This is a genomic window from Runella sp. SP2 (genome assembly GCF_003711225.1).
Classification (GTDB): Bacteria; Bacteroidota; Bacteroidia; order Cytophagales; family Spirosomataceae; genus Runella.
In genome coordinates this window covers 5,870,590-5,897,252 of record NZ_CP031030.1, presented here as the reverse complement: position 1 = coordinate 5,897,252, position 26,663 = coordinate 5,870,590, and the positions used below count along the sequence as shown (strand labels likewise).

Annotated in this window: 21 protein-coding genes and 3 tRNA genes; 5 read left to right on the top strand and 19 right to left on the bottom strand. The window is 44.8% G+C overall.

Annotation, left to right across the window (positions count from 1 at the left end):
• Positions 1-69: 69 nt before the first annotated feature.
• The 7 genes from tuf to DTQ70_RS23705 form a co-directional block, all read right to left on the bottom strand.
• Complete coding sequence (gene tuf / locus DTQ70_RS23735) at positions 70-1,254, bottom strand: elongation factor Tu (protein ID WP_028522379.1); 1,185 nt, start codon at positions 1,252-1,254, stop codon at positions 70-72.
• 146 nt (positions 1,255-1,400) lie between these two features.
• Positions 1,401-1,472: transfer RNA gene (locus DTQ70_RS23730), tRNA-Thr, on the bottom strand.
• 152 nt (positions 1,473-1,624) lie between these two features.
• Positions 1,625-1,697, bottom strand: a tRNA-Gly gene (locus DTQ70_RS23725).
• Positions 1,698-1,717: 20 nt separating this feature from the next.
• A tRNA-Tyr gene (locus tag DTQ70_RS23720) sits at positions 1,718-1,800 on the bottom strand.
• A gap of 178 nt (positions 1,801-1,978) precedes the next feature.
• Positions 1,979-3,010 (bottom strand): outer membrane beta-barrel protein, encoded by a 1,032-nt coding sequence (locus tag DTQ70_RS23715; RefSeq protein ID WP_164490179.1) that lies wholly within the window; start codon positions 3,008-3,010, stop codon positions 1,979-1,981.
• 50 nt (positions 3,011-3,060) lie between these two features.
• Positions 3,061-3,888, bottom strand: coding sequence for a hypothetical protein (locus DTQ70_RS23710; RefSeq protein ID WP_122933096.1), 828 nt, complete (start codon positions 3,886-3,888; stop codon positions 3,061-3,063).
• A gap of 12 nt (positions 3,889-3,900) precedes the next feature.
• On the bottom strand, positions 3,901-4,467 hold the full coding sequence (locus DTQ70_RS23705; RefSeq protein WP_122933095.1) for an RNA polymerase sigma factor: 567 nt from the start codon (positions 4,465-4,467) through the stop codon (positions 3,901-3,903).
• A 166-nt stretch (positions 4,468-4,633) separates the two neighbouring features.
• Between DTQ70_RS23705 and DTQ70_RS23700 the strand changes: the two genes are divergently transcribed.
• A complete protein-coding gene (locus DTQ70_RS23700) occupies positions 4,634-5,866 on the top strand; it encodes a serpin family protein (protein ID WP_122934536.1) in 1,233 nt (410 codons plus the stop codon).
• A gap of 174 nt (positions 5,867-6,040) precedes the next feature.
• On the opposite strand, the gene DTQ70_RS23695 is transcribed toward DTQ70_RS23700, so the two are convergent.
• The gene (locus tag DTQ70_RS23695) at positions 6,041-8,083 is read right to left on the bottom strand and encodes an FAD-dependent oxidoreductase (RefSeq protein ID WP_122933094.1); all 2,043 of its coding nucleotides are present in this window, start codon (positions 8,081-8,083) and stop codon (positions 6,041-6,043) included.
• 86 nt (positions 8,084-8,169) lie between these two features.
• On the opposite strand from DTQ70_RS23695, the gene DTQ70_RS23690 reads away from it, so the two are divergent.
• Entirely contained in the window at positions 8,170-8,841 is a 672-nt protein-coding gene (locus tag DTQ70_RS23690) for an outer membrane beta-barrel protein (RefSeq protein ID WP_122933093.1), read from the top strand.
• On the opposite strand, the gene DTQ70_RS23685 is transcribed toward DTQ70_RS23690, so the two are convergent.
• The 4 genes from DTQ70_RS23685 to hpt all read right to left on the bottom strand — a co-directional run bounded on the left by DTQ70_RS23685 (position 8,823) and on the right by hpt (position 14,038).
• Complete coding sequence (locus tag DTQ70_RS23685; protein WP_164490178.1) at positions 8,823-10,199, bottom strand: TlpA disulfide reductase family protein; 1,377 nt, start codon at positions 10,197-10,199, stop codon at positions 8,823-8,825. The two genes, DTQ70_RS23690 and DTQ70_RS23685, sit on opposite strands and share 19 nt — an antisense overlap.
• Positions 10,200-10,368: 169 nt before the next feature.
• On the bottom strand, positions 10,369-12,753 hold the full coding sequence (locus DTQ70_RS23680) for a M1 family metallopeptidase (RefSeq protein WP_122933091.1): 2,385 nt from the start codon (positions 12,751-12,753) through the stop codon (positions 10,369-10,371).
• 90 nt (positions 12,754-12,843) lie between these two features.
• Complete coding sequence (locus DTQ70_RS23675) at positions 12,844-13,452, bottom strand: HupE/UreJ family protein (RefSeq protein ID WP_122933090.1); 609 nt, start codon at positions 13,450-13,452, stop codon at positions 12,844-12,846.
• Positions 13,453-13,507: 55 nt separating this feature from the next.
• Positions 13,508-14,038, bottom strand: coding sequence for a hypoxanthine phosphoribosyltransferase (hpt, locus tag DTQ70_RS23670; protein WP_028522369.1), 531 nt, complete (start codon positions 14,036-14,038; stop codon positions 13,508-13,510).
• Positions 14,039-14,133: 95 nt separating this feature from the next.
• Here hpt and DTQ70_RS23665 point away from each other — a divergent pair, with 95 nt between their 5' ends.
• On the top strand, positions 14,134-15,372 hold the full coding sequence (locus DTQ70_RS23665) for a lipopolysaccharide assembly protein LapB (protein WP_122933089.1): 1,239 nt from the start codon (positions 14,134-14,136) through the stop codon (positions 15,370-15,372).
• A 523-nt stretch (positions 15,373-15,895) separates the two neighbouring features.
• On the opposite strand, the gene DTQ70_RS23655 is transcribed toward DTQ70_RS23665, so the two are convergent.
• A complete protein-coding gene (locus DTQ70_RS23655) occupies positions 15,896-16,639 on the bottom strand; it encodes a DeoR/GlpR family DNA-binding transcription regulator (protein ID WP_164490177.1) in 744 nt (247 codons plus the stop codon).
• 243 nt (positions 16,640-16,882) lie between these two features.
• Between DTQ70_RS23655 and DTQ70_RS23650 the strand changes: the two genes are divergently transcribed.
• On the top strand, positions 16,883-20,068 hold the full coding sequence (locus DTQ70_RS23650) for a SusC/RagA family TonB-linked outer membrane protein (protein WP_122933086.1): 3,186 nt from the start codon (positions 16,883-16,885) through the stop codon (positions 20,066-20,068).
• 18 nt (positions 20,069-20,086) lie between these two features.
• Positions 20,087-21,412, top strand: a complete 1,326-nt coding sequence (locus DTQ70_RS23645; RefSeq protein WP_122933085.1) for a RagB/SusD family nutrient uptake outer membrane protein — start codon at positions 20,087-20,089, stop codon at positions 21,410-21,412.
• Between the two features lie 93 nt (positions 21,413-21,505).
• Here DTQ70_RS23645 and prfB read toward each other — a convergent pair.
• From prfB to gcvH, 6 genes are all read right to left on the bottom strand, one after another.
• Positions 21,506-22,583, bottom strand: a protein-coding gene (gene prfB, locus DTQ70_RS23640) for a peptide chain release factor 2 (RefSeq protein WP_122933084.1) whose coding sequence is annotated in 2 segments (ribosomal slippage) — positions 21,506-22,522 and positions 22,524-22,583 — 1,077 coding nt in all. Because the reading frame shifts where the segments join, the coding sequence is not laid out codon by codon here.
• Positions 22,584-22,682: 99 nt separating this feature from the next.
• Positions 22,683-23,135: a DUF4920 domain-containing protein gene (locus DTQ70_RS23635; protein WP_122933083.1), complete on the bottom strand. Its 453-nt coding sequence runs from the start codon at positions 23,133-23,135 to the stop codon at positions 22,683-22,685.
• A gap of 75 nt (positions 23,136-23,210) precedes the next feature.
• Positions 23,211-24,335 carry a hypothetical protein gene (locus DTQ70_RS23630; protein ID WP_122933082.1) on the bottom strand — a complete coding sequence of 375 codons (1,125 nt, stop codon included), beginning with the start codon at positions 24,333-24,335 and terminating at the stop codon, positions 23,211-23,213.
• Positions 24,336-24,362: 27 nt separating this feature from the next.
• The gene (locus tag DTQ70_RS23625; protein WP_122933081.1) at positions 24,363-24,911 is read right to left on the bottom strand and encodes a DUF4199 domain-containing protein; all 549 of its coding nucleotides are present in this window, start codon (positions 24,909-24,911) and stop codon (positions 24,363-24,365) included.
• 15 nt (positions 24,912-24,926) lie between these two features.
• Positions 24,927-26,198: a dihydroorotase family protein gene (locus DTQ70_RS23620; RefSeq protein WP_122933080.1), complete on the bottom strand. Its 1,272-nt coding sequence runs from the start codon at positions 26,196-26,198 to the stop codon at positions 24,927-24,929.
• 69 nt (positions 26,199-26,267) lie between these two features.
• Positions 26,268-26,645: a glycine cleavage system protein GcvH gene (gcvH, locus tag DTQ70_RS23615; protein WP_122933079.1), complete on the bottom strand. Its 378-nt coding sequence runs from the start codon at positions 26,643-26,645 to the stop codon at positions 26,268-26,270.
• Positions 26,646-26,663 lie beyond the last annotated feature (18 nt).

Sequence of the window (26,663 nt, the reverse complement as noted above, 5' to 3'; positions counted from 1 at the left end):
TTAATCACAAAATAAAAAGGGAAGCCCATACGAGCTTCCCTTTTTTATAGTTGGTGTATCCCTTTTAGATTAAAGGATTTCAGTTACCTGACCAGCACCTACCGTACGTCCACCTTCGCGAATCGCGAAACGAAGACCTTTTTCCATTGCAATTGAGTTGATAAGCTCAACAGTGATTGTTAAGTTATCACCAGGCATAACCATCTCAACGCCAGCTGGCAAAGTGATGATACCTGTTACGTCAGTTGTACGGAAATAGAACTGCGGACGGTAGTTGTTAAAGAATGGCGTGTGACGACCACCTTCTTCCTTTGACAAGATATAAACCTCAGCTTTGAATTTGTCGTGAGGCTTAACCGAACCTGGCTTACAGATAACCATACCACGACGGATATCTGATTTTTCAATACCACGGAGGAGCAAACCTACGTTGTCACCAGCTTCACCACGGTCAAGGATTTTACGGAACATTTCAACCCCAGTCACAGTTGACTTAAGGTTTTCAGCTCCCATACCCAAGATTTCTACAGGCTCACCAGAGTTGATGATACCACGCTCGATACGGCCTGTTGCTACAGTACCACGACCAGTGATCGTGAACACGTCTTCAACTGGCATCAAGAATGGCTTATCTGTATCACGAGCAGGAGTTGGGATAAAGCTATCTACAGCTTCCATCAAAGCATCGATAGTAGCAACCCATTTCGCGTCACCGTTCAAACCACCAAGAGCTGAACCTTGAATAACTGGAATGTTATCGCCGTCGAATTCGTAGAATGACAACAACTCACGGATTTCCATTTCAACAAGTTCCAACAACTCTGGATCGTCAACCATGTCAACTTTGTTCATGAAAACAACCAACTGAGGTACACCTACCTGACGAGCAAGAAGGATGTGCTCACGAGTTTGTGGCATTGGACCGTCAGTAGCAGCTACTACAAGGATGGCACCGTCCATTTGGGCAGCACCAGTAACCATGTTTTTCACGTAGTCAGCGTGACCTGGGCAGTCAACGTGAGCATAGTGACGGTTTACTGTTTGATATTCTACGTGCGCAGTGTTGATAGTGATACCGCGCTCTTTTTCTTCTGGAGCGGAGTCAATCGACGAGAAATCTTTCTTTTCTGCCAAACCTTTTTCTGAAAGAACTTTGGTGATAGCAGCAGTCAAAGTAGTTTTACCGTGGTCAACGTGACCGATTGTACCTACGTTTACGTGAGGTTTACTCCGGTCGAATTGTTCTTTTGCCATTGTTTTATTAACTAAAATTTGGTTTTGTATTAATTATGGATTTACAGAGAAAACTTGAGTGTCCAGAGTTTTACGGTAAATGACGACCATAGCTATCACTACTACCGCGAAAAGAACTCCTAATTGTTAACTATTTTTTCTGCCAGAGCCGTTACGGGGATTTGAACCCCGGGCCTCTTCCTTACCAAGGAAGTGCTCTACCCCTGAGCTATAACGGCTTTTCAACAAAAAAGTTAATCGTTATTCGTTAACAGTTATTTGTAGTTAAAACTTCCAATTAACAATTAACAAGTAACAATTAACTTGCTATGGAGCGACAAAATCCTGTGAGGTAAATGTTTGCAACTTTTCAAGTTACGACTCCATTTTGAGCGGGAGACGGGGCTCGAACCCGCCACCTGAAGCTTGGAAGGCTACCGCTCTACCAAATGAGCTACTCCCGCTAGTATTATATGTAAAAAGGTGGGGGCGGATGGATTCGAACCACCGAAGACGTACGTCAGCAGATTTACAGTCTGCCCCATTTGGCCACTCTGGTACACCCCCTTCTTATTTTCAAAAAACTTCCAAAAGACTTTGTTGTCGTTTTTGGAGTCGCAAATGTATGCGATTTTTAATTCACTTCAAATTTTTAGGCAAAAAAAAACAAACTTTTTTTCAAGAAAAATAATTACGATGCTTCTAAATTACCTTTAAAAGCATCGTAATTACCTAATTTTTAACACTATAAACGAATACCGAAACTAATCATTCGCACCTCAGGCCCTTTGTTAGTTTGAAACAGTTCACCTAAGTCATACTGCATAAAAAGGTCAGGAAAATGGCGAATGCCTAACTCAGCACCGAAACCATATCGGAAATTATTAAGGTAATAATTAGAGTGAATTCGCTCCGAGCGTCCTTTTCTAGTCTCTTGGGTTTTGGTGTAGCTATCGAGTCGATAACCTCCATACATTCCAACGCTCAAATAAGAAATAGGGCCTCGGTGAATCGCCAGCGTTGGCATCAAGGATAGGTTGATGTAAGCCGCCGTGAGTTTGGACTTATGCAGGTCATTTGAGGCCGTTGGAAAGCTAATGGCATTGGCGTCTTTACGAACGGTATTGTTTCCGTCAAACATCAAATTATACCACGCTACATCTACCCCCAGATCAAGCCCCAGTGAGGCATCTCTTCCTCGGCTGATAGCCGCACCTCTTACCCAACTCAAGCTTACAAATCGCGACCCCCAAGGTAACAAGTCATAATCTTCCTTGTTGTAAGCAAGCGGCGTATTTTGGGCGTAGGTGTTCAGTCCGACGAGTACATCAAACCCATTTCGTGGGCTTTTGTAGCGCCGAGTGACGCTTCTCGTAATTTTACCATCATCGTGACTAGACGACGCATCATTGTCTTTTTCGTACTTTTCTTCCTTCTTTTCTGCCGAAGAGTCATTAATCGAAATTTTCACTTCTCCGTCTTTACGGCTGATTACCAAAACGGTATCTTTTAAGTACTTACGACCGTTTTCTCCGTTGATATAAATGTAAGTTTCCTTACCGCTGGAATCAAGCGTAGCTCCCAAATCGCGAATGATTTTATTGAGGTCGTACTGTTTTAGGTTACGAATCTCCGACTTGTCTTTGGCTTGAACAATGAGTCGGGTATTGTTCCCAAACTGAACAATGAGCGTATCTCCCTGAACGGTGTACTTTTCGGCGTAGGCAGCAATGCTAGTCACTACGGTTAAAACGATGGCTGTTATTACATTTTTCATGGCTATATTAATTATTGAAGTTGTCATTACGGTCTGATATTGTTACTGGGTTATTTACCTATTGCTTTGGCAACGAGCTTGTTTGGATGAAAACCAACCTCATCCCAATCGACTTTTTCTCCGTTTTTGGCATTTTTAAGCTGTTGCCAGACTTTCGCCATTCTTGTCGATTTACGAGGTTTGTCTAATACATCATTATCGGTCATTGCAGTATTCGGTGCCGCAACGTTGGTTTGTGGGTCATTGGCTGCAACGAGTGTTTTTTCCAATTCAGGAAGTTGAAGAACGACCGTTTTTTCAGTTGGCTTAGCCGTTACGGCATTTGCCAATGCTACAGTTTTGGTAGGTTCTTCAACTTTCATTTGTTTTACAGGCTCACTAGCAGGCGTTGTTTCAACCACTTGCGCGACTTGTGTTTCTTGCACCAACGGCTGTACTACTTCTTTTGCCTTCATATCACGCTTGGGCGTGGTAGGTATCGTTGCCGACGAAAAAGTAGAAACTTGGCTTTCTGAACGACTTCCCGCTTTGACCTTTTTTTCTAGACTGGCCAATTCATCGGTGGGCGGTACAATAATCACTTTTGACTCACTGTGTTGGCTAGAGTTAGGAGCAACTATTTTTGGGGAAGGTGTCTTTGACAATGCCACCGTATCTGACTCACTCGGCTGCTGGCTCATCAGCCACCAGCCGCCGCCTGCCATAAGCAATAAGCTAACGCCAGCCGCCGCCAGCCAAGGGCCTTGTTGCCACCAGCCTATTCGGCGCTCTTTGGTTTGTAACCTTTGTTGAAACTTTTGAAAAGCTTCATCGCGAGGGGTTATTTCAGCGTCGCGAAGTTTGCGCGAGAACAACTCATCAACTGGATGCTTTTTCATATTTTTAGTGTTTTAAGCTTTCCATTTTAAACCTTCTACTTCAGAAACCATTTGCTGCAACAAAGCCCTTGCACGGTGCAACTGGGACTTTGAGGTACTTTCATTTATCCCTAACTGTTCAGCAATCTCAGCATGAGAATACCCTTCAATGGCATACAAGTTGAAAACCGTCCGATAACCCGTAGGCAACTTTGCCAAGATGGCCATCAAGTCTTCCACTTCTAGATTGTTTTCAATACCTTCAAAGTGAACCTGCTGGTGTACTTCGGGGGCGTCAATGTCGATTTCAATGTGGCGCCGCGTTCTCAAACGCATCAAAGCTTCGTTGGTAATAAGGCGACGCATCCACCCCTCAAAACTCCCTTCTCCCTTATATTGGTCAATTCGTTCAAAAACCTTCATAAATCCCTCTATCATTACATCCTCAGCTTCCATCTGATCGGTCAGGTAACGTACACAAACTGCCAACATTCGAGCGGAGTACTTCTCGTAGAAATACCGCTGCGCCTTGGGATCGCCTTTTTGTAAGGCTTTGACCAATTGGCTCTCGTTTGTGAATAGTTGTAATATTTTCACCATGTTTAGGCTGTTTCAATGGGTAGATGCAAAAAACAAATAGAAAGGTTGCACGGGGTTTGAAAATTTTTTTGGGGTTACAACCGTTATTACCTCAACAGCGTCATAGTCCTAGTTTTTACCAAAAAAATCTACTGCTATGACGAGAGCCTTAAGCCCTGAAACAAACATGAAATCGCCTTCTTTTTTCCAAAGTGTCATGGTCATTGCGGCCACGCTTTTTTTACTTTGGGCAGCCTTAGGTTGCACCTCTTCGAGTAATTCTGATGAAGTGACTCCCATCGGCATCCCATCGAAGTTTTCTAGCCAAACCAACGAATTTGCATTTGAGTTTTTCAAAACATTAAACAACGAAACCGCTCAAAAAAGCAAAAACGTTTTTGTGTCTCCCTTGAGCTTGCACACAGCCCTCGGAATGCTACTCAATGGTGCCAACGGAAAAACGGCCGACGAAATCCAGCAAACGCTCAAACTCAGCGGAATATCAACGACCGAGGCCAACCAAATTTACCAAAAACTGATGGAAGCATTGCCACAAGCCGACCCTAAAGTGACGCTTGGCTTGGCCAATTCGGTGTGGTATCGAAATACGTTTCAGCCAGAAACAGATTTCCTAAATACCATGAAATCTTGGTTCAAAGCAGACGTCACTTCTTACACAGGGAGTGATGCTTCTCCACTCAACCAATGGGCCAGCGACAAGACAAACGGAAAGATAAAAAAAGTACTGGACAACATCGAACCACAAATGGTGATGTTTTTGATGAATGCCCTCTATTTTAAGGGTGATTGGAAAACCAGTTTCTCCGAAAAACTAACATCGGATTATCCGTTCCAACTGACCGATACCCAAACGAAAAACGTGAAAATGATGTTTTTGGAAGACAATGTCAGGGTAGGTACTCGTGCTACTTACTTTGCGTATGAACTTCCGTACGGCAATGGCCAATATACCATGACGGTGATTGTTCCTAAAGATGGCAATCAAGTGGCTAATTTGATTGCCAATTTTTCGGCCAACGAATGGACACAATTACAAGAATCAATGAAAGAGATTCCAAAAGCTAAAATTGGATTACCCAAGTTTACTTTAGAGTACGAAGTAAAGCTAAACAGTGTTCTTCAAACCATGGGAATGCCGACGGCTTTTATCCCTGGTGTCGCTGATTTGACCAAAATTAGTTCTAAGGGTGGCTTAAACGTCGGATTTGTAAAACAAAATACTTTTGTGGCCGTCGATGAAAAAGGTACGGAAGCTGCCGCTGTCACTACGATTGGCATAGAACTGACCTCCGTAGGGCCTAATAATTACTACCACGCCGACCGTCCGTTTATGTTTGTCATCAGTGAAAAAACGTCTAATACCATTTTGTTTATGGGCAAAATGCTGGATCCGTCTTAACCTTGGTCAGACGATAGTCAGACCAGATACGCAAGAATTAGAATTGCACAGTCTGACTGCTTTCACCTTGGTCAGACGATAGTCAGACCGGATACGCAAGAATTGCACAGTCTGACTGCTTCCATCTTGGTCAGGCGATAGTCAGACCAGATACGCAGGAATCGCACAGTCTGACTATCGTCTGACTGTGCGCTGCGGAACAAACAGTACCGCATCTGCGACAACGATACCATCTGTATCTTGGTTGGTTATTTCGACAAAGTTACCGTTCCCTTTGGCCAGTGAAAAACTCCCTACTCGAATCCAATCGCTCACTTGTTCTCGGGTCGAAATGACCAATTCTCGCTCTTGGTTCGCGGCCTTTACTTTTAGCTTTGTTTTGCTTGCTTTGGATTGATTTTGGGCATCGCCTGGGTTGCCACCGCCCCCCGTTGGATTGGGGTTGTATATATAGAGTTCGTATTCTCCGTTTTGGGGAATTTCGGGCGTAAACCGAACTGATTTTACTGTTTTCCCAAGGGAGTTGTCTGTCAACTGCGTAGCAGCATACTTACTTCCCGTTTTCAGGGTTTGCCAATCACCAACGACTTGGATATTTGTAGGAGTGACGTCGTTGTCCAATAAAATTTCGGGCTGGCTACCATCTACAAGTGGATTGGTTTTTAGCGTTCTTTGAAGTGTTTCTACATCTATTTCTTGAATAGCCTTTTTACTGTTGATGGCCTGAACTGCCGCCATCGCCGACGCTTGCCCAAGTGCCATAAATACAGGTTCCATCCGAATAGAGCCATAAGCAATGTGCGTCGCTGACAAGCATACGGGGACAAACAAGTTTTGACATTCCGATTTGCGAGGAATTAAGGATCGATAGCTAATCGGGTAGGGGGGGAAACCGCCCACTTGTACATCGCCCTCGTTACGAACCTCCATTTTTCCCGTGGTAGGGTTTTTAAAAAGTATCCGCTGGCAGTTGTGTGAATCCATCGTATAGGCCGCCATTCCGATACCATCTTTCACAATTTCTCGGCCTTCACAATTATGCTGCGTCATCACGTAATCTCCCACCATTCGGCGCGCCTCACGGACGTAGATTTGGTGCGAAAAGTGGTTATTGTCGAGGTACTCATCTTTGGGGTATCCCCATTCGAGCATTTGTTGACGCAAATGTTGTGGCATTCTGGGGTCGTGACCCACGAAATACAAAAATCCCTTGGTGTAGTCTTCGTGCTCTTTGATAATTTTTTTTCGGGTTTGGAAATCCGCTTCGGCAAACGAATGATTCATACCAATCATATCCGTTGAAAGACCTCCTTTGTTGTTAATATCCGTCTTTGAATTGGGCATATCAGCAATGTGCAATACCCCCCAGTTGATGTGCGCAGGTTTCTCGACGGCCACTTGTCGCAACAACAATTCATACATCGTTGAATCATAGCGCGCTGGCTTGGTAATCGGAATTCGATTGACAGGGTCTTTGGTCAAACACAACCGAAAATTATAGGCTTGCAATAGCTTATCACCCGAACCTGTTGGGGCTAGTGCTTCCGTAGAAATTCCCCAAAGCAATCCGCTTGAAGGATCACCAGGAGTTTTGTACGGGTCAATGCCTTCAGGGAATTGGTGCTTGTCGTGCATTTGTACCCCATTCCAGGTTTCGTTGTATTGGCTATTGGCTTCACGTCCAACGATGTAACTAACTCCAGCTTGGGCCATCAAATCGCCCTCATAGGTACAGTCGATAAACATTTTAGCTTTTACGAGACGTACTTTTTCCCCTTTTGATTCGGAAGCAGTTACTTCAATGGCCTGAATTTTTTCTCCTTGTTTTTGAACTCTTACTAAACGATGTTCGAGCCAAACGGGTACGTTAGCGCTTTTGATATAGTCATTAAATAACTGCTCGGCCACGTGTGGCTCAAACGTCCATTGCTCAAACTTACCATAGTGCTGGCCTATTTTACGGTAAAAATCGCGGGCCACGCCCGTAATTGCGTACTTATTTCCGATATCGGTTTGACCCAGTCCACCCGAACTAAGGCCGCCTAAATGCCGACTAGGCTCAATTAAAAGGACTTTTTTTCCTGATTTGGCCGCAGTATAAGCGGCAATGACGCCCGCCGAAGTTCCGCCATATACACAGATATCTACTTCTTGCGCATGGCTTTGATACGCACACTGAATAAGAACGCTAAGTAAGACCAATAGGTGTTTTTTCATTCGTTTGTTGGATTTATGGGCAAAAGATAGTGAACTTTGAAACTAGAAAATTACTTATCTATTTTAAAACTATAAAAAGGAGTTTTATGAAACGATTACTTGCCGCTTTTTGTGTTTTGACGGCCTTGGGGGCAAACGCCCAACGAGCAGAGTGGGGATTAAAAGCGGGATTACAGATTTCGCAGCTCAGAGGAGATGATTTTCTTGGGCGTCGAGCGACGTCAAGCTCGGCTACACCCGAAACCATAACCACCCAAGGAAGTAGCAAAGCAGGCTACGTAGTAGGTGCGTATGTACGTAGCACAGAGGATGTCTTTTTACAAGCAGAGGCTTTACTTTCTATTAAAGGAGGTGAAATAGAATCGACAGGAAGCACGAATAAAACTTCCATCCAATACGGACAGTTGGATATTCCGCTTTCGTTAGGCTACAAGCACAAACGTTTGGAATTTACGGGCGGGCCGCTCATTTCGTTGCAATTGTTTGACGACAGCAACCTCAAAAATTTCTTGTCGCAATATTCTTCAACGCCACTTACTTTTTCACCCTATCGCAGCTATGCGTTTGGCTATCATGCAGGGGTTGCGCTCAATCTGAACAAACTTTCGATTGGCGTACGTTATTTGGCCAGCATTCAAGGCGTGAGCGATATGTACATTGCGTATGCTGTGCCTGGAGAAGCACAATTGCGAGATAGCCGTTTCCAACAGCGTTTTAGCGGCCTTCAACTCACGGCTTCTTACCGACTGACCAGATAAGACGGAAGCTCTTCTACTTTCAACCAACGCCCCACTATTTTTTTGTCTCGGTCGAGCAGATAAATGGTGGGGTATTCTATGACCCCTAGTTTATGAAACTCAATCGAACGACTTGCATCTCTCACGTTGAGGAAGCTTTCCGTTTGAAATTCGTTAATAAAGGTTTTCCATTGCGCCTCGTTGGGGTCTAGCGTAATGGCTACTACATTCATTTTATTGGCGTATTGTTTGGCCATTGTCACCAACGCTGGCGTAGCCTCTCGGCAATGTGTACAACCTGGGTCATAAAAGAATAATAAAGTGTAGTCACTGTGGACATCTTCCCAATGAAGCGCCTTCCCATCCAAAGTTGAAAGGGAAATTTTAGGAAAAGCGTTACCAACAGCAACATTGGCTTTTATGGATTTTAGTTCTTTTAATCGCTGCAAAGTGCTCGCATCCCACAATTTTGTATCGTTTTCCACATAGTTATCCACAATTTGTTCAAAAAGCTGGTCAAAATCTGGATTAGATGTTAATTCAACCTTTTGGGCAAGCCCACCGACGATGTATTTGCGGAGCTCAGTCGTTCCTTTTGTTTTCTCAATAAGCCCCTCTACTAACTTACGGCGGTGTTCTTTTTCAAATTGAGGAAGCGCCTTCAAAAAGCGTTCGAAGCGGGCAGGAACGGTCGATGTATAAACCATTCGTTCATCCGAAAGAAAAGAATTATCAAAAAAATGCTCCCAAGCGTAGTTTCGCAAATACAGAGAATCTTTGGCCGATAATTTCTGAACGGGCAAAATAGGCAAGTTAGGTTCTTGATAACTTTTCAAAAAACGCGTACTCAAGTAGGTAGGGTGTTTTTGATACAATGAGTCAACAAAATCTTTCACTTGTTGATTGAGTTCTTGAAAACGGTTTTTCCAACGCGGGTCGGAGTCCTCTTTTATCCCCATCCGCTGACGCTCTGCCAATGCCGCTTGGTAGCGCCGCCGTAGTTCTCGTTGGTAATCAAAAAACAGGGTATTTTCGGGGGAGTTTTTGAAACGAATACTAGCAATCAGGTCTTTATAATCGGCTTCAAAGGAAAACTGTTGCGAGCCTGTCACAAAAATATCAAGCCCTCGACCTAATCCGACAATCCGACAAACGCCTTCGGGAATGGCATCGGTTTGCCACACTACACGGCCATCGGCTCCCAAAATAGCGGTATCTACGGGCATTTGTTGTCCTGCAAAATACTGCGCCAAAATCAGCCGCATTGGTTTTACATTGACTATTTTAGCTTCAATTCGTAGTTTTTTTTGAGCAAAAGAAGGTTTCCAACTTGCCAGAATGACAATACAAGCACAAAGAATCCAGCGTTTATTCGGCATATTTTTGAGTTTTGAAAAAACAGGGCAAATGTTGTGCCACAAAAAAGCGGGGAACAACAGGTTATTGAAAACCCGTTATTCCCCGCTTGAGTTTGACTAGACTTTCCAAGTTTTTTCGGCCAGACCTTCCAAGTTTCAAAAACTTGGAAGGTCTAAGATCTGAAAAATATTAGTCGTTTTTAGCGCCGCCTTGCTGACCTGCTTTGGGCGGCTGAGCTTGTTGCGCTTCACGCATTGGGTTAGAACCACCACGTTGAAAACCTCCGCCTTTAAACATCTGGAAACGAGTTGGTTGTGCTGGCTGACGTGGGAAGCTGTTGCTCTCTTCGTCGATGTCGGCAATCTCACGGAATGGATCTAATGTCCACTGAACCACTTTTTTCTTCGTCGTTACGACTTTAGATACTTGTTGGTCGTTCAAACGCCAGATTTCCGCTGGGAAGCGCGCTACCGAATCCGTGCCGTCTTCAAACTGCATTTTTACAATCACAGGCATTGGTAAACCACCTTTGTTCTTCACTTTCAACGTATAGAAGTTCATGCCAGACTCTACCAATTTACGCTCGTCGGCCGTTAAGCTTGCCAAGTAGCTTTCGTATTTCTTCTTGTCGGCGTCCGTCACTTTGTATGGGTCGTACGAGTTGTAGAAATCCTTCATGTCAGGATTTTTCTCTACCACCGATTCTTTGATAAAATCTTTGTCACGCTGACGAGCCACGGTATTACGTTTGTCTTCCGCTTCTTTTTTGGCGCTTGCTTTGGTAATTTCAGGGTTTTGCGTGTCTAGGGCAAACCATTCAACTTCCACTAAATCTTGGTCAACAGGCTCAACGCCGTAGAACCAGCCTTTCCAAAACCAATCCAAATCCACACCTGAGGCATCTTCCATCGTACGGAAGAAATCGGCAGGAGTCGGGTTTTTAAACGCCCAACGACGCGCGTATTCTTTGAACGCATAATCAAATAGCTCACGACCCATGACGGTTTCACGCAAGATATTTAAGCCCGTCGCAGGTTTTGCGTAGGCGTTAGGGCCATATTGCATGATGTTGTCCGAGCTCGTCATGATTGGTACCAAGTTTTCGGTTCCTTGCTTCATGTAATCAGTAATGTACTGAGGCTCACCGCGACGCGTTGGATAGTCTTTGTCCCATTCTTTTTCAGTCAAATACTGCACGAATGTATTCAAACCTTCGTCCATCCATCCCCACTGACGCTCATCAGAGTTGACAATCATTGGGAAAAAGTTGTGGCCTACTTCGTGAATAATTACGCCAATCATACCATACTTAACACCTTCCGAATACGTACCATCGGGGTCTGGGCGGCCACCGTTGAACGAAATCATCGGATACTCCATCCCGCCGCCGCTCGCGTGGCATGAGTAGGCTACTGGATAAGGGTAGTCAATTGTATATTTTGAGTACGACTTAATCGTATGCGCTACCACCATGGTAGAATATTTACCCCAAAGCGGGTTTCCTTCTTTTGAATAAAGCGACATACACATTACTTTCTTACCCGCTTGGTCGATTTGCATCGCATCCCAAATGAATTTGCGGCTCGTAGAAAACGCAAAATCACGAACGTTATCGGCCTTAAAAACCCACGTTTTCTTACCCGTTGGCTTTCCTTTTTCTGCTTTTTCAGCTTCTTCTTGGCTCACAATCAACACAGGACGAGTAGCTGTTTTAGCTTGTTCCAAACGCTTTTGTTGCTCCGAAGTCAAGACCTGAGCCGCGTTTTGCAATTCTCCCGTAGCTCCTACGATATGGTCGTTAGGCACTGTCAAAGCCACTTTGTAATTACCAAATGTCAAGGTAAATTCACCTTGGCCCAAAAACTGCTTGTGTTGCCAACCGTTTACGTCGTCATAGACGCACATACGCGGAAACCAGTGCGCAATGAAGTAGTTAGAGTTTCCATCTTTTGGAAAAAACTCGTAACCCGCACGGCCGTAGTATTCGTTGATAAAGTAATTCCAATCAACCGAAAACGCGTACGATTGGCCTGTTTTGATGCTCGCAGGCAACTCAACGCGCATCATGGTGTTGTTGATGGTATATGCCAACGGCTTACCCGTTTTTGCATCCTTCACGGCTGTGATTTTGAAATCATATTCTTTGTCACCAGTAATGCTCGTCCGTACTGAACTTGGGGCATTTAAACCACGCACAGCGTTTGACGACATTTGTGGCTGGATGCTATTGTGCTGCGAAAGGGCATTGATTGAGCCTTTGGCAAATAAGTTTTGATCAAGCTGCAACCAAACAAATTTCAACTCATCGGGTGAATAGTTGTGGTACGTAATGGTTTCGGTTCCCGTGATTTTGCGTTGCTCATCGTCCAATTCCGCTTTGATGTCGTAGTCGGCACGCTGTTGCCAAAAATCTTTTCCAGGTGCTCCCGAAGCCGTACGGGTCGTATTTGGAGTAGGGAGTTGAGCGCCTAATTGCTCAAAACGCGAATTGGCATGGTAGTTCGCAGCAGGGGGCTGAGCAAATAGTAAGCCCGTACTGAGCATAAGCCAGTAAAAAATAAACTGTTTTCTCATTGGTACTTGGTTGTTAGTTGAATAGTAAAAATAAGGTAAATCAATCAAAATTAGGTCAAGGCATAGACGCGTACGGCCTTTTTTGCGACATTATTCCACTGGAAGCCCCATCAGTGTACGAAATAGCTCATTGTTGAGAATCAACGACAAAGCCATTCCCGCCACAATTCCCGAAATCAGGTGATTCCACGTGAGTCGTTTCAACTTAATGATTTCGATAAACAAAGAGGCAATCCCCAATGCAATGGCCACGATGACCAATTGCCCCAACTCCAAGCCCACGTTGAACGAAAACAAGGGCATAACGATGCTTTCTTGTTCACCCAATAAGCTTCGTAAATAGTTGGAAAATCCCATGCCGTGAATTAAGCCAAAACAAGCCGCGAAGATGTACCGCAATTTGGGGGATTTTGATTCACCTGTGCTGGTATCTGAAAAATTAGCAACTGCGGTGGCAAAAATTGTGATGGGAATCAGCAATTCAATAATATCGGAACGGTACGTAATCAGCTTTAACGTTGCCAATGCCAACGTTACCGAGTGACCCAGCGTAAATGCAGTAATAAGTACTAATACTTTTTTCCAATCGCGAAAAGCATAAATAGCGCACAAGGCTACTACAAATAAAATGTGGTCGTAGCCATTGGGGTCGGTGATGTGGTCAAACCCCAATCCAAGGTAAATTTGGAAATCAGACATGAAGAAAATGGTTGGTTAGGTGTTGATAAAGAAACTGTTTTTTAGTGAAAAAAGGCTATGGTGCCAATACGTAAACGCCGTCCACATTTCGACCATAACCCTCATAATCAAGACCGTAGCCAAGTACAAAACGGTTTTCGATTTCAAAAGCAGCGTACTTGACGCTCAGCGGCGTTTTGAGGGCTTTGGGTTTGAAGAGCATCGTGGCTACCTGAATCGACTCGGGGCGCTGGGCCGAAAGTTGAAAAAGAAGCTTGTTCATCGTAAGTCCCGTATCGACAATATCCTCGACGATAATCACGTGGCGGTCGCGAATGGGTTCTTTCAGTCCAAGAACCTCCGTCACTTCGCCCGTTGATTGCGTTTTGGAGTAGGAAGAGACGCGCACAAAGGTTATTTCGCACGGAATGGTCACACTTTTCATTAGTTCGGCTGCAAACATAAAAGCACCATTGAGGACGACCACAAAAAGAGGGTTCTTGTCTCGGTAATCTTCGTTAATTTCGCGCCCCAGTTCCGCAATTCGCTCTTCGAGTGGTTGTTTTTCGATAAATGGAACAAACTTTTTGTCTTTGACCGTCAGCATGATAAAAAAATATTAAAAAAAACTTAAAAAATGGCGCTACGAATAAACTGTAACGAGAAGTTGTACGTTAATATCCACAGCAAAGATAATAGACCATGAAAAAGAACATCTTAAAATATTGGATATTCGGTATCATTGGCTGGGTACTTTTAGGTACGACTACCGCCAATGCCCAACTTTATGCCTCCTCCGACTTTGATGGCAAGTACGATATGTTGCTCTCCAATCCAGGCGTACAAATCGAAGCTACTGAGGCCATTAACAAACTTTATAACTTCAAATTTGCCGAAGCCGACGCCGAATTTCGTTGGTTGCGTTACCGCTATCCCTACCACCCCATGCCCTATTTTTTGATGGGGTTGGCCGAGTGGTGGAAAATTGTGCCCAACACCGAAGACACTCGCTACGACGACCGCTGCTTGGCCTTGATGGATACTTGCATTACGTTGGCAGAAAAACTGTATGATGCGCGCGAAAACAAAATCGAGCCTTCGTTCTTCTTAGCCGCAGCGTATGCGTTCAAAGGACGGATTCACTCGGAACGGAAACACTGGTCGCGGGCGACTTTTGCGGGGAAGAATGCCTTGAAATACATGGAAAAATGTGAAGGAAAAAGTGAATTGAGTCCCGAATTACTGTTTGGAGATGGGTTGTTCAATTACTTTGCCCAATGGATTCCAGACAACTATCCGTTGCTTAAACCTATCCTTTGGCTTTTCCCTAAAGGCAACAAACAGCTTGGTATTCAGCAACTTGAAAAAGTAGGAAACAACGCTTTTTACACCCGAACCGAAGCACGGTATTTCTTACTGCAGATTTACAGCTACGAAAATCAATACGCCAAAGCGTATGATTTGGCCAAATACTCGTGGGAAACCTACCCCGACAACCCCTATTTTGAACGCTATTACCTCCGCTCAGCTTTTGTGCGGGGAAATACCGCCGAAGCGGAAAAAGCCGCAAGGAGTATTTTGACCAAAATAGACAAAGGGATGGCGGGATATGAAGCCGTAAGCGGGCGAAATGCGGCCTACGTTTTGGCGTATTATTACAACAACTATCACCGCGATATTCCAAAAGCCAAGGAGTATTACTTGCAGGCTGTCAATTATTCAATTCAAGCCAAAGCGTTTACGTCGGGCTATTATTTGTCGTCGTTGATTGCCTTGGGAAAAATGTCGGAAACTGAAAAAGACTACGAAGCGGCGAGGGAGTATTACAAAACGGTGATAGACCGAGGGGAGAAAAAATCGAGCCAAGTCAAAGAAGCCAAAGACGCCATTAGCCAACTCAACAAATCACGAAGGGAAGAACGAAGAAAGCGGAGGGATTAACCTCCGCTTTTTTTCTTTGAATAGCATACGTCTAAAGCGTAAAATGAAGGCATTTACTTTACTTTCTCTGAATTACATAATTTCCAACATGTATTTTTCCCCCTCGAATATAAGTGGGTAGTACTAAGCAAGACAAGCAAAAAACACAACCAAATCCCAGAATAAAAAGACCACGATTTCGTATTTTTCTGTACTCATCCAACGAAACATCAATTTTGATGGGGGAATCTTCCACTGTTTTTAAAATCCATTTTAGTAGAAGCCAAGAAGGAAGGAGGAAGAAAAACAGTGAGAAGAAAATTCGCCCTGAAAAGGAGGAATTTTTGTTGATAGGCATCTTATTATAGTGGTGGGCAATATTCCCTAACACGACTAAAATACCTATGTAATAGATAAATACAAAGCCCAAAAGACGTAACTTGTAATTTTCTTCCGCAAACTTTTCGCCTCCTTGTTTCTTAGAATAGTGATAACAAAAGTCTCGAATATGTATTAATAGGGCTCTGAGCATCTTGGCAAAATTCTACAATATAACCAGACCTTCACGGCGGTAGCCTAAAAACTGCGGTGCATCGGCAGGCAAATCAGTCACCAAATAATCAATGTCCGATAACTCACACACTTGAAGTTTTTGGGTACTGCCCAGTTTTTCACTAATGGTCACCACCGCACTTCGTTTAGACGCTTTTATCATGGCTTTTTTCACCTGAACTGCCTCTAAATCCGTATCCGTAATACATTCGGTATCAATGGCATTGGTACCCATGATGCACAAATCAGCCTTGATTTCATTGAGACGGCTAATGACTTCGCCTCCCACGCTAATCTGCGAATTTTTGACCAGCGTTCCCCCCAAAAATATTACGTCAATCGTCGGGTGGTCGCACAACTGAAGGGCGGTTGTCAGGCTTATGGTAAAAAAAGTAGCTTTTAAATCGACAGGCAATAACCTCGCCAACTCCCTAACGGTCGTTCCTCCACCTAGAATAACAAACATTCCGTCTTCGATGAGGGTAGCGGCTTTTTGCGCGATGACCGTTTTTTCCGATAAAGCATACGTTGTACTCGGGGCATAATCGTAATGGTACGATTTTGACAAAGCTCCACCGTGAACCTTCACCAGTTCGCCCGCCTCCGCCAGTTCATTAAGGTCACGGCGGATGGTATCCTCCGAAACGTTCAACATCAATCCCAAATCGGCAGACAATATCCGATTGTGAAGATTGATTTGTTTCATAATGAATGCCTGTCGTTCTCGCTTTAGCATTTGGGTTTGAATTGGGTGCATAATGGTTCAAAAAAATATAAAATCAAATCCGCAAAAAGTTGCAATAAAATTAGAGACATTTTTTGATTCAGCTCAAATTTTCGCCAAAATCTTAAAATTTTTTCATTTTATTCTACTGATACAAATATTTTTCACCAAACAAATGACGGAGTTTGCTGTTTTTATTGTTTATTTATTGCGGTTTTATGCCGATTTTAAAAATAAACATTTAATTAATAACTTATGCTTCACAACAATTACGGCCAAATCATTCAGAACCGTTTTCGTTCTGAACTCATGCGGACGATTGTGGCAATTGTAGCGATTTGTTTTTCGCTCAATGGATGGGCCCAATCGTACGCCGTCAAAGGGAAAGTAACTGACAACAATGGTCAGCCAATCCCTGGCGCTACGGTACAAGTAGCAGGAACTTCGCTCGGGACAACTGCCAATGTAGAAGGAGATTTTTCGCTTAATGTAAGTGGTAATGTCAAAATCACGTTCAGCGCGGTAGGCTACAGCACAGTTACACGGGAGGTTTCTTCGAGCCAGTCGATTGTCAATGTTTCGCTTCGAGAAGACCAAATGAACCTCGACGAAGTCGTCGTGACGGGTTCTACCATTCGGGCCGAGCGCCGACAACTCGGTAACGCAATTACGACCATTAAGGCGGATAACCTTGAAAAAACAGGCTCACCCAACCTCGTGAGCGCCCTGCAAGGGAAAATCCCAGGTGCACAAATCACCCAAAACTCAGGCGACCCCGCAGGAGGGATTACGGTGCGTTTGCGCGGGGTAAAATCCATTCAAGGAAGTTCTGACCCGCTGTATGTCATTGACGGTGTAATCATTAACAACGAAACGTCGCCTGCTTCTCAGTTGGCCCTTTCGCTCGGCAACCAAGCGCCAAGTACTGCGCTCGGTACCAACCGTTTGGCCGATATTAACCCCAGTGACATTGAGTCTTTAAACGTTATCAACGGTGCCGCCGCCGCCGCTCAATACGGTTCACGAGCTGCCAACGGGGTGGTTATTATCACGACCAAACGCGGGAAATCGGGCGCGCCAAAAATCAACTTTACGACCAGTTTTTCTTCCAACGAGCTTCGCAAAGGCGTTTTCATTTCTACCTTGGGTAAACAATTTGGTTTCAAAGACTTGCGTCTTCACACCATCGGGGTAATTAGCGCAGCTCAAAGTGCCGCCAACCCTACCATGACGACTACGGGCATCGTTCGCGATGGAGCCACTTCTTTGTTGGCCTCTAACCTAGTGGACGTAACTCGCTACAATTATTTCGACCAAATCTTCCGTACGGGTTTTGGCAACGACAATACGCTTTCGATTTCGGGCGGAACTGACCGTACGCAGTATTTTGTGTCGGCTTCTTACATGAAAAACGAAGGGATTGTCAAGGGCGTCGATTTTCGGCGGGCGAGTTTGCGGGCGCGCGTTGACCAACGTCTTAACAATTGGGCAAAACTATCGGCGGGCTTGAATTATTCAAATAGCTTTTCCAACGAAAAAGCCAACGGAAACGTGTTTTATAGCCCGATAAACTCGGTAACTATCACCAACAACATCTACGACATCACCCAGCGCGACGCCGCAGGCAACTTGTTGGCGGTTGAGCCTACCCGCGTCAACCCACTCACAACCGTGGAAACCATGAAGTTTACGCAGGCCGTCAGCCGCACCATTGCTGATGCTCAATTGAACCTTACGCCTATCAAAGGTCTTGGCATCGACTGGGTTGTTGGGGTGGACACGTACGGGCAATTGGGTAAAAACTACATTCCGCCGTACCCTTACCAAGCCGTGGCGGGGCTTCCTGCGGAGCGTTATCCCGATGGTTTTGCGGCCAACGCCAACAACAACGTCACGCAGTTTAACAGCGACATCAACGCTACCTACGAAACCGAACTTAGCAGTTCACTCAAATTAAACGCCGCTGCTGGTTTCAACTACCAGTTCTACCAGTCGGATTTTACCCGTGCCAGTGGTTTGAACACCGCGCCTTTCATCGAAACCGTAAGCGGTACGGCAAGTACGACCGTTACGGCAGGTTATGGCCTCGACCGTTACAATTTGAGTGGATTTTTTGTACAAGCGACCTTGGGTTACAAAAACTTAGCCTTCGTTACGGCTGCCGTTCGTCGCGACCGTTCGTCGAAGTTTTCTCCGAGCGAAACCAACCAAACCTATCCTAAATTGAGCGGTAGTTTTGTGGTTTCAGACCTTGATATTTGGAAAAATAGCAGCTTGGCCAACATTTGGGACGGTTTTAAAGTACGTGCGTCCTACGGACAAGCGGGTAACTTGACGGGAATTGGAAGTTACAGCCGTTTCTGGCAGTTTAGCCCTGTTCCTTTCCTTGGCAAAAACACCATCATTCCTGGCGCTACCTTGGCCAACCCTCGCGTTCGTCCTGAACGCATGGACGAAATCGAAGTGGGAGCCGACCTTTCTTTCTTAAAAAGCCGACTCAATTTGGGAATTTCGGTCTATAACCAACAAATCAAAGACTTGGTTGTCAACCGCGAATTGGCTCCTTCTACGGGTGGAACGGGAATTGTGAACAACGTAGGAACGATGGAAAACAAAGGTTTTGAAATCAGCCTCAACGCCTTAGCAGTAAAGAAAAAAGACTTCTCGGCCGATTTCACCGTTCTTTACAACCAAAACCGTAACAAAGTATTAGACATTGACCAAGGGAATCCGTTGGTTTCAACACTGACCATCGGCAACTCAGCAGGCGCGCCAGTATTCTTGATTGAAGGTCAACCTGCGAGCGTTTTCTATGGTTTCCCTTATGCTAGAAATGCAGATGGAAGTTTACTCCTGACGTCGCAAAACCTTCCTCAACGCGAACGTGGAACACAAGATGCTAACGACCCTACTAAATATACCATTAGCCGAGCTGCTGATGGACAACCTTCGGGGGCATTTGTTCGTACCGTGATTGGCAATCCCAACCCAAAATGGACTGGCTCATTCAGTGGTAATTTGACGTACAAAAAACTTGGTTTTCGTTTCTTGTTGGATGCCGTTCAAGGTTTCCAAGTGTTCAATGCTGACAAGCGTACGCGCAACAACGTAGGAATTGGCGACATTGCCGAAGCCGAAATGTTGGGTACACTACCACGTGGCTATGTGTTCTCATTAGTCAACATCGAAGAATACCGCGTCGATGAAGGTGGTTTTACCAAATTACGCGAATTAGCCCTTACGTATCAGCTTCCTAAATTCAAAGGAATCAGCAATTGGAGTGTTTCTCTCGTGGGTCGTAACTTGATTTCGTGGGATAAATACAACGGTTTTGACCCTGAAACAAACGCAGGTAACAACAGCGACATTTTGCGCGGGGTGGACTTCGGTAACGTCCCCATTCCACGCACGTACCAGCTCCAGTTGAACTTATCTTTCTAACGTGAAACCTGTAATCCAATGAAAAAGACGATTTTATATACACTTTTGGCGGGGACAATGCTGACGGCCACTTCCTGCGACCAAGAATACCTCAACCCAAGCGCCGCCAGCGAAACCCAAGTAACAACCGACATCAATGGGCTCATTACCCTCTGCAACGGGCTCCAATACCGCTACTCAAGCACCCGCGCGGGGGTTCTTTACACTGCCATTACGGCAAGTGGGCTTACCACCAAAGAACTTACGGTGCTGAATGCGGGTAACGGCGACGAGGAGCAGCTTCGGATTGGCGGTGCCAACGTTACGCCCAACAACGGTATTTTGCGTAACCTTTGGGCACAAAATCAATTGGTAAAAGCCAATGCCGACCTTGTTTTAAAAAGCGTAGCTACGGTCGCTGGAGATGCAGGTACCAAAAGTGGCATTACGGCCTACGCTTCTATTTTTAGGGCACTGGCGTTGGGAACTATCGCTCAATTCTGGGAAAAGCTCCCCGTTGCCACAGGCGATAATGCAGTGTTTGTGACGCGGGATGAAGCCTTAAAAGAAGCCATTCGCACACTCGAAACCGCCGCTACTACGCTTACTGCTACGCCCGTTTCTTCTACTTTCACTACACGGATTGTGGCGGGGATAGACTTGGCCAATACCATTCAAGCGTTGATTGCACGTTATAGCCTCATGGTAGGCGACAATGCAAAAGCCTTGGCCGCAGCAAACAGGGTAGATTTGACCAAAAAATCGTCATTTAACTTTGACGATGCCACTCAGAACCCCTTATTCTTCAACACCTTTGGGAACCGTAACGTGACTGAGCCTGTCAACGCCACGCTAGGTTTACCCGAAGCGCTTCGCCCTATTGCTGCCGACAAGCGCTTGGCATTTTACTTGTCAAATCCAGCGGGGGTTGCTAGTGGAGGTATTAACTTAGGCCGTGCCAGTTTCTTTACTGCCAACAATGCCGCGATTCCTGTGTATTTACCAGGTGAAATTCAGTTGATTAGAGCCGAAGCAAGTGCCCGTACCAACGATTTGGTAGGCGCAACTACGGCTTTGAATGCTGTTTTAACCAAAACAACCGATGCGTGGGGAATAGGAGCGGGGCTTCCTGCTTATTCAGGAGCAAACACCGCCGATGCACTACTGACCGAAATCTACCGTCAGCGTTGTATTGAGTTGTTTTTATCGGGATTAAAATTGGAAGATAGCCGTCGTTTTAATCGTTTGGCTCCTGTGGCGGGCAATGCCGCTTCGCAAGTAGAGCGCACCCGCACGTTTTATCCATATCCGTTGATTGAGAAAGATAATAACCGCGCCAACACGCCTGCCGACCCTGCTATTTAGTGGGAGAGTCGTCGGGTTGTGAGCAACCCTCTACACAGAAAAGCCCTGACTCATCATCAGGGCTTTTCTGTGCTATTCCGAGTAACTACTCCACTACTGCAACATCAAATAGGCTTTGATAAACTCGTCCAAGTCGCCATCCATTACACCCTGAACATCAGAGGTTTCTACGCCTGTTCGGACGTCTTTTACCAATTTGTAAGGGTGCATAACGTAGTTACGAATCTGAGAACCCCACTCGATTTTCTTTTTAGAAGCTTCCACCTCGGCGCGGGCAGCGTTTCGTTTTTCAACCTCAATCTGGTACAATTTCGATTTCAACAATCGCATGGCCAAATCGCGGTTGAGGTGCTGACTCCGTTCTTGTTGACACTCAATCATCAAGCCCGAAGGTTTGTGACGAAGCCGAACGGCCGTTTCCACTTTGTTGACGTTCTGTCCACCAGCGCCTCCTGAACGATACGTATCCCATTCAATATCCGCAGGGTTTACTTCGATTTCGATGCTGTCGTCAATCAACGGATACGCATACACCGAAGCAAACGAAGTGTGGCGGCGGGCGTTGGAATCAAACGGCGAAATACGCACCAAACGGTGAACGCCGTTTTCTGATTGCAAATAACCATAGGCTTGTGGCCCATCTATCTGAATGGACGCCGATTTAATCCCCGCTCCGTCTCCCTCTTGGTAGTCGATTTGGGTTACTTTGTAGCCGTGTTTTTCGGCCCAGCGCACGTACATCCGATACAGCATATCTGCCCAATCTTGGCTTTCAGTACCACCTGCACCCGAGTTAATTTCGAGGACGGCATTGAGCTGATCTTCTTCGTTGGAGAGCATTTTTTTAAGCTCGACCTCTTCCAACACCTTCAATAAGGCTTGGTATTCGGCTTCAACCTCCGTTTCGGTGGCTTCGCCTAACTCGAAAAACTCTTGAAGCGTTTCCAAGTCACCAAGGCGTCCTTCTACGGATTCGTACCCTTCGGTCCATCCTTTCAAGCCCCGAACCTCCTTCATGGTTTGTTCGGCCTTGGTGTTGTCGTTCCAAAATTCAGGTTGGTTCTGAATTTGTTCTAATTCGGTTAATCGTTCTTTTTTAGTATCGTAGTCAAAGATACCCCCTCAAAGCCGAAACGCGGGCTTTCAAGTCTTTCAACTGTTCTGTGGTCATTGAATTATTTATTTCAAAAGTTAAATGGATTGCAAAAGTACAAATAAAAAGCGGTCGGTCGGTGGTTAGCCGACTGACCGCTCTTGGTAATCTGGTTTATTATTTTTTCACGATAACCCCATCTGCTACGAATGTCAATTCGCGCTTAGGTTCAGTGATTTTAGCAATTTCTTCTTTGCTTTTACCTGCATCTTCGGCGTAGTGTTGTAATTCAGCTACGGAAGTAGTCTTCATTTTAGCTTCACCGTCAATCACAACGGTTTTGCCCGCAATGTCTTTAGGCACAAAAAAACCATAGTCTTTGAACGACACGCGCATGGTTTGTCCGTCGGTCGTTTTTACTTTCATCCAGCAGCCTTTTGCTTGGCACACCGACTCCACCGTCCCAGTTACTTTGGCCGTCATTTTTTCTTTACTTCCCATTTTTTTAGGAAGTTCAGTAGCCGCCACGGCTCCTTTATCGCTGATTTTTTCGCCAAAATAGCTATCACTTTGCGCAAATGCTCCCAAAGCAAACACGGCAAACAAGGTTGTTAAGAGTACTTTTTTCATGGTAATTCTAGTCAATAAAACAATTGATGAAATGACAAATTTTCTTCAAAACTAAACAATTTTTGGTGATGTTCGTTAAAAAATCCCTTCAAAAAAATCCATATCTTTCTCTGCTTTAGGAATTTTATAGCTTTTCAAAAACTCTTTCAAAACCAACTGACTTCCAAACGCTTTTACGTCATTTTTAATACTGGCAGCCGCACTTTTAAATTCTTTAATGTCCTGCTCAAGCGAAAGGCGGAGTCGGTGGATATTGCTCACAATGTAGTCAGGCTTACCGCTCATTTGAGCAACCTGCGAAACCATATTTTCTAGCTCATAACTTAGCTCTTCGGCCTGCTCGCGCAAGAGTTTATTATAATTTTTGAGGTGGCTTTCGGCTATATTTTCAATGTGGTTTTGGTCGATTCTGTCAAACTCCAACTGCAAACGCAACAGCCCCAATAAATCATTTTTTTCGTAGGCTTCCGTCACGCGCTGCATGATTTGCGTTTTGCGCTCACGTTCTTCTTCATTAGGCTCACGGTCAGGGTGAAAAGCTTTGACCAAATCCATGTAAATAGTCCGCACCGATTTAGTAATGTTGCGGGCTTCCAACTCTTTTTTCTCTTCTTTTTCTTGCTGCTTTTTACTCTTCGGACGTTTAGCTTTTCGTTCTTCTGCTTGGCGCTGCTCTGAATCGTATTCTTCTTGCTTTTCTGCTAGTTTTTTTGCCATCTGCTCCTGAAAAACTTCAGGATTTTTCATATCTACATCATCATCCAATTCGATGCCAAACATTGAAAAAATTCCTTTTAGCTGTTCGGCCGCTTGTTCGTTGGCTTGTTCGTTTTCTTCTTCGTACGATGTCTCGTTGTATTTATCGTAAATCGGAATCAACTCCTCCATGCCTCCGTATTCAATCACATCGTGCGCAAGTTCGCAAATGAGGTACGTAAGTTTTTTCTGTTCCCTTTTTTTGAAATAACCAGAGTCGTGCGCGCGGTCAAAACACTTCACCAATTCCGCTTTCTGAACATAATATTCTTTCCGAACGGGAGTCAATGCGACTTGAAGACGTTGATTTACTTCATCCACCCCAGCACGGTACTCGGCAATCTCTTGTTCCAGCTTTTCTATCTTTTTGATGAGACGGTTAAATTCCTTCTGAACTTTTGATTGTTCGGCTTTCTCTTTGGTGATTTGGATAATCTTTGCCATCAGTCAAGGGAGTAATGGGATAAATTTTTAACGACTCAAACTGTTGGGGTGTTGTTTACGAAGCACCAACGAAATCAATAAAATAGGCATCACAACGAGCATCAAGGTAAACCGAAACTCATCAAAAATAAAACTAGAAGGCTCAAGTTTATCAATGTCGGCCAGTTTTTGCTGAAAACTTTCATTACCCCATACTTTTATCGCTTCCGCTTTGTTGACCAACAACGATTGGCGCAAAATACCTTGGTAATGCGTCAGAGCTTTGGGCGAAAAATAGAAGTACAAGCTGGATAAATATCCACAGACCAACGCCCCCGTAATCCACACTACGTAGCCAATCGAGATTCCTTCCCACATGTGTAGGTAGCCTTGCCCGACTTTCTTACGGTAATACCAAGTAGCCGCCGCAATGATAATGGCAAAAAAACCGACGTCGAGCGCTCGGCTTGTGCTTGAGAACTTTTCTAGGCTCTGAACGAGCAAAAAGAACAAAAAGCAAACCACACCAGCAATCACCCCGAAGAATAACGGGAGCTTGAGCAATGGCTTATTGAAGAAGTTAATCACACTTTGCATAGGTTATCCACAAAGTTATCCACATTTTTCCACCATTCCACGGTTGATAACATAGACGGCTTTGCCTTTAAATTGGGTTCCAAAAAATGGTGAATTCTTTGATTTTGAACGTGTTTCCTTAAAAATCCATTCCAAATCAGGGTTAAAAATGGTAAAATTGGCCACTTCTCCTTCTGAGACGGTCACCGAAGGCAATCGTAAAATAGTACGTGGCTGATGCGTCAACTTTTCTACTAACTGAGGAAGCGATACATGTTTATTGTGCGTATTGAGCAATGCAAAAGCAGTTTCTAATCCCGTAATTCCAAACTCTGCCAAGTCAAACTCTAGGTTTTTAGACTCTTCATCCTGGGGATTATGATCCGACACGACGGCGTCGATGGTACCATCGGCCAATCCTTCCCAAATCGCTTCAATATCAGCTTTCGCTCTAAAGGGTGGGTTGACTTTATAATTGGTATCAAAATTCAACAAGGCCGAATCGTCAAACGCAATTTGATGCGCTGCTACGTCGCAAGACACGGGATACCCCTTAGCTTTCGCCGCCCGAATCAGTTCAACCGTCGTCGCCGTCGAAATCGTCGAGAAGTGGAGGAGGGGAGCTTCACTTTTAATACCCATGTATTCGAGCATTTTTAGGTCGCGCATGACCATGAGTTCTTCTGCAATGGTCGGGATTCCCCTCATGCCAAGCAATGTGCTCATTTCCCCTTCATTCATTTGACCAAACACGGTCAAATCGTAGTCTTCGGGACGGTTCATCAACACTCGGTCAACCTGTTGCAGGTACTGCAACGATTTCAACAAAATATGCGTGTTGTAGATGGGGTGTGAACCATCCGAAAATGCCACCGCACCTGCATTCGACAGGTCAATCATTTCGGTAAAATCTTTCCCCTCACAGCTTTTTGTAACCGCGCCAATCGGGTGGACATTCACCGCTTGCCCTTTTGCCTTGTGCTTTACATAGACAAGGGTATCTTTTGAGTCGAGGGCAGGTTTTGAATTAGGTAAGACGGCTATTTCCGTAAAACCACCCGCCGCCGCCGCTGCACACGCCGAACGCAAGTCTTCTTTGTGTTCATATCCTGGGTCATACGCATGAACGCGCATATCCACCCAACCAGGTGAAAGGTGCCAGTTGTCGCCTTCAAGTACTTGGGCGTTAGGAGCCTCAATGTGATCAGCAATCTGAGAAATTTGGTCATTTTCGACCAAAATATCTTTCACTTGCCCATTGTAAGGCGAACGAATATCGGTAATTTTTACAGAACGAATCAGTAACATTTTTTTATCAACTTTCTTGGCTTCCCGTTGAGATTAGGGCTAAAAAAAAGCCCCTTTCGGAGCTTTTTCTTATTCGCCAATCAATTCTTTATAGGCTTCTACAGAAAGTAAGTCATCGGTTGAGCCAGTTATTTTAACACGAATCATCCAACCTTCACCGTAAGGATCAGAGTTGACCAAATCGGGGTCAGCTTCTAAAGCCGTATTAAATTCAAGAATTTCTCCTGAAACTGGCAAATAAAGGTCAGAAACGGTTTTTACGGCTTCTACTGTTCCAAATAATTCACCTTCGCTGATGGTTTCGCCGACGGTGTTAATGTCAACATAAACAATATCACCCAATTCTCTTTGGGCAAAATCAGTAATACCTACAACGGCAGTACCGTCGCTTTCTAGGCGAATCCACTCGTGGTCTTTGGTGTACTTAAGCTCTGCTGGAAATGTCATGGTTTGTTGAGGCTTTTC

Coding starts and splice junctions, on each gene's coding strand:
- DTQ70_RS23645 (WP_122933085.1), top strand. CDS start 20,087: ATGAAAAAGACGATTTTATATACACTTTTGGCGGGGACAATGCTGACG.
- DTQ70_RS23665 (WP_122933089.1), top strand. CDS start 14,134: ATGAAAAAGAACATCTTAAAATATTGGATATTCGGTATCATTGGCTGG.
- DTQ70_RS23655 (WP_164490177.1), bottom strand. CDS start 16,639: ATGCTAAAGCGAGAACGACAGGCATTCATTATGAAACAAATCAATCTT.
- DTQ70_RS23690 (WP_122933093.1), top strand. CDS start 8,170: ATGAAACGATTACTTGCCGCTTTTTGTGTTTTGACGGCCTTGGGGGCA.
- DTQ70_RS23700 (WP_122934536.1), top strand. CDS start 4,634: ATGAAATCGCCTTCTTTTTTCCAAAGTGTCATGGTCATTGCGGCCACG.
- DTQ70_RS23635 (WP_122933083.1), bottom strand. CDS start 23,135: ATGAAAAAAGTACTCTTAACAACCTTGTTTGCCGTGTTTGCTTTGGGA.
- DTQ70_RS23625 (WP_122933081.1), bottom strand. CDS start 24,911: ATGCAAAGTGTGATTAACTTCTTCAATAAGCCATTGCTCAAGCTCCCG.
- gcvH (WP_122933079.1), bottom strand. CDS start 26,645: ATGACATTTCCAGCAGAGCTTAAGTACACCAAAGACCACGAGTGGATT.
- DTQ70_RS23675 (WP_122933090.1), bottom strand. CDS start 13,452: ATGTCTGATTTCCAAATTTACCTTGGATTGGGGTTTGACCACATCACC.
- DTQ70_RS23685 (WP_164490178.1), bottom strand. CDS start 10,199: ATGCCGAATAAACGCTGGATTCTTTGTGCTTGTATTGTCATTCTGGCA.
- DTQ70_RS23620 (WP_122933080.1), bottom strand. CDS start 26,198: ATGTTACTGATTCGTTCTGTAAAAATTACCGATATTCGTTCGCCTTAC.
- DTQ70_RS23650 (WP_122933086.1), top strand. CDS start 16,883: ATGCTTCACAACAATTACGGCCAAATCATTCAGAACCGTTTTCGTTCT.
- DTQ70_RS23680 (WP_122933091.1), bottom strand. CDS start 12,753: ATGAGAAAACAGTTTATTTTTTACTGGCTTATGCTCAGTACGGGCTTA.
- DTQ70_RS23630 (WP_122933082.1), bottom strand. CDS start 24,335: ATGGCAAAGATTATCCAAATCACCAAAGAGAAAGCCGAACAATCAAAA.
- DTQ70_RS23705 (WP_122933095.1), bottom strand. CDS start 4,467: ATGGTGAAAATATTACAACTATTCACAAACGAGAGCCAATTGGTCAAA.
- hpt (WP_028522369.1), bottom strand. CDS start 14,038: ATGCTGACGGTCAAAGACAAAAAGTTTGTTCCATTTATCGAAAAACAA.
- DTQ70_RS23715 (WP_164490179.1), bottom strand. CDS start 3,010: ATGAAAAATGTAATAACAGCCATCGTTTTAACCGTAGTGACTAGCATT.
- DTQ70_RS23695 (WP_122933094.1), bottom strand. CDS start 8,083: ATGAAAAAACACCTATTGGTCTTACTTAGCGTTCTTATTCAGTGTGCG.
- tuf (WP_028522379.1), bottom strand. CDS start 1,254: ATGGCAAAAGAACAATTCGACCGGAGTAAACCTCACGTAAACGTAGGT.
- DTQ70_RS23710 (WP_122933096.1), bottom strand. CDS start 3,888: ATGAAAAAGCATCCAGTTGATGAGTTGTTCTCGCGCAAACTTCGCGAC.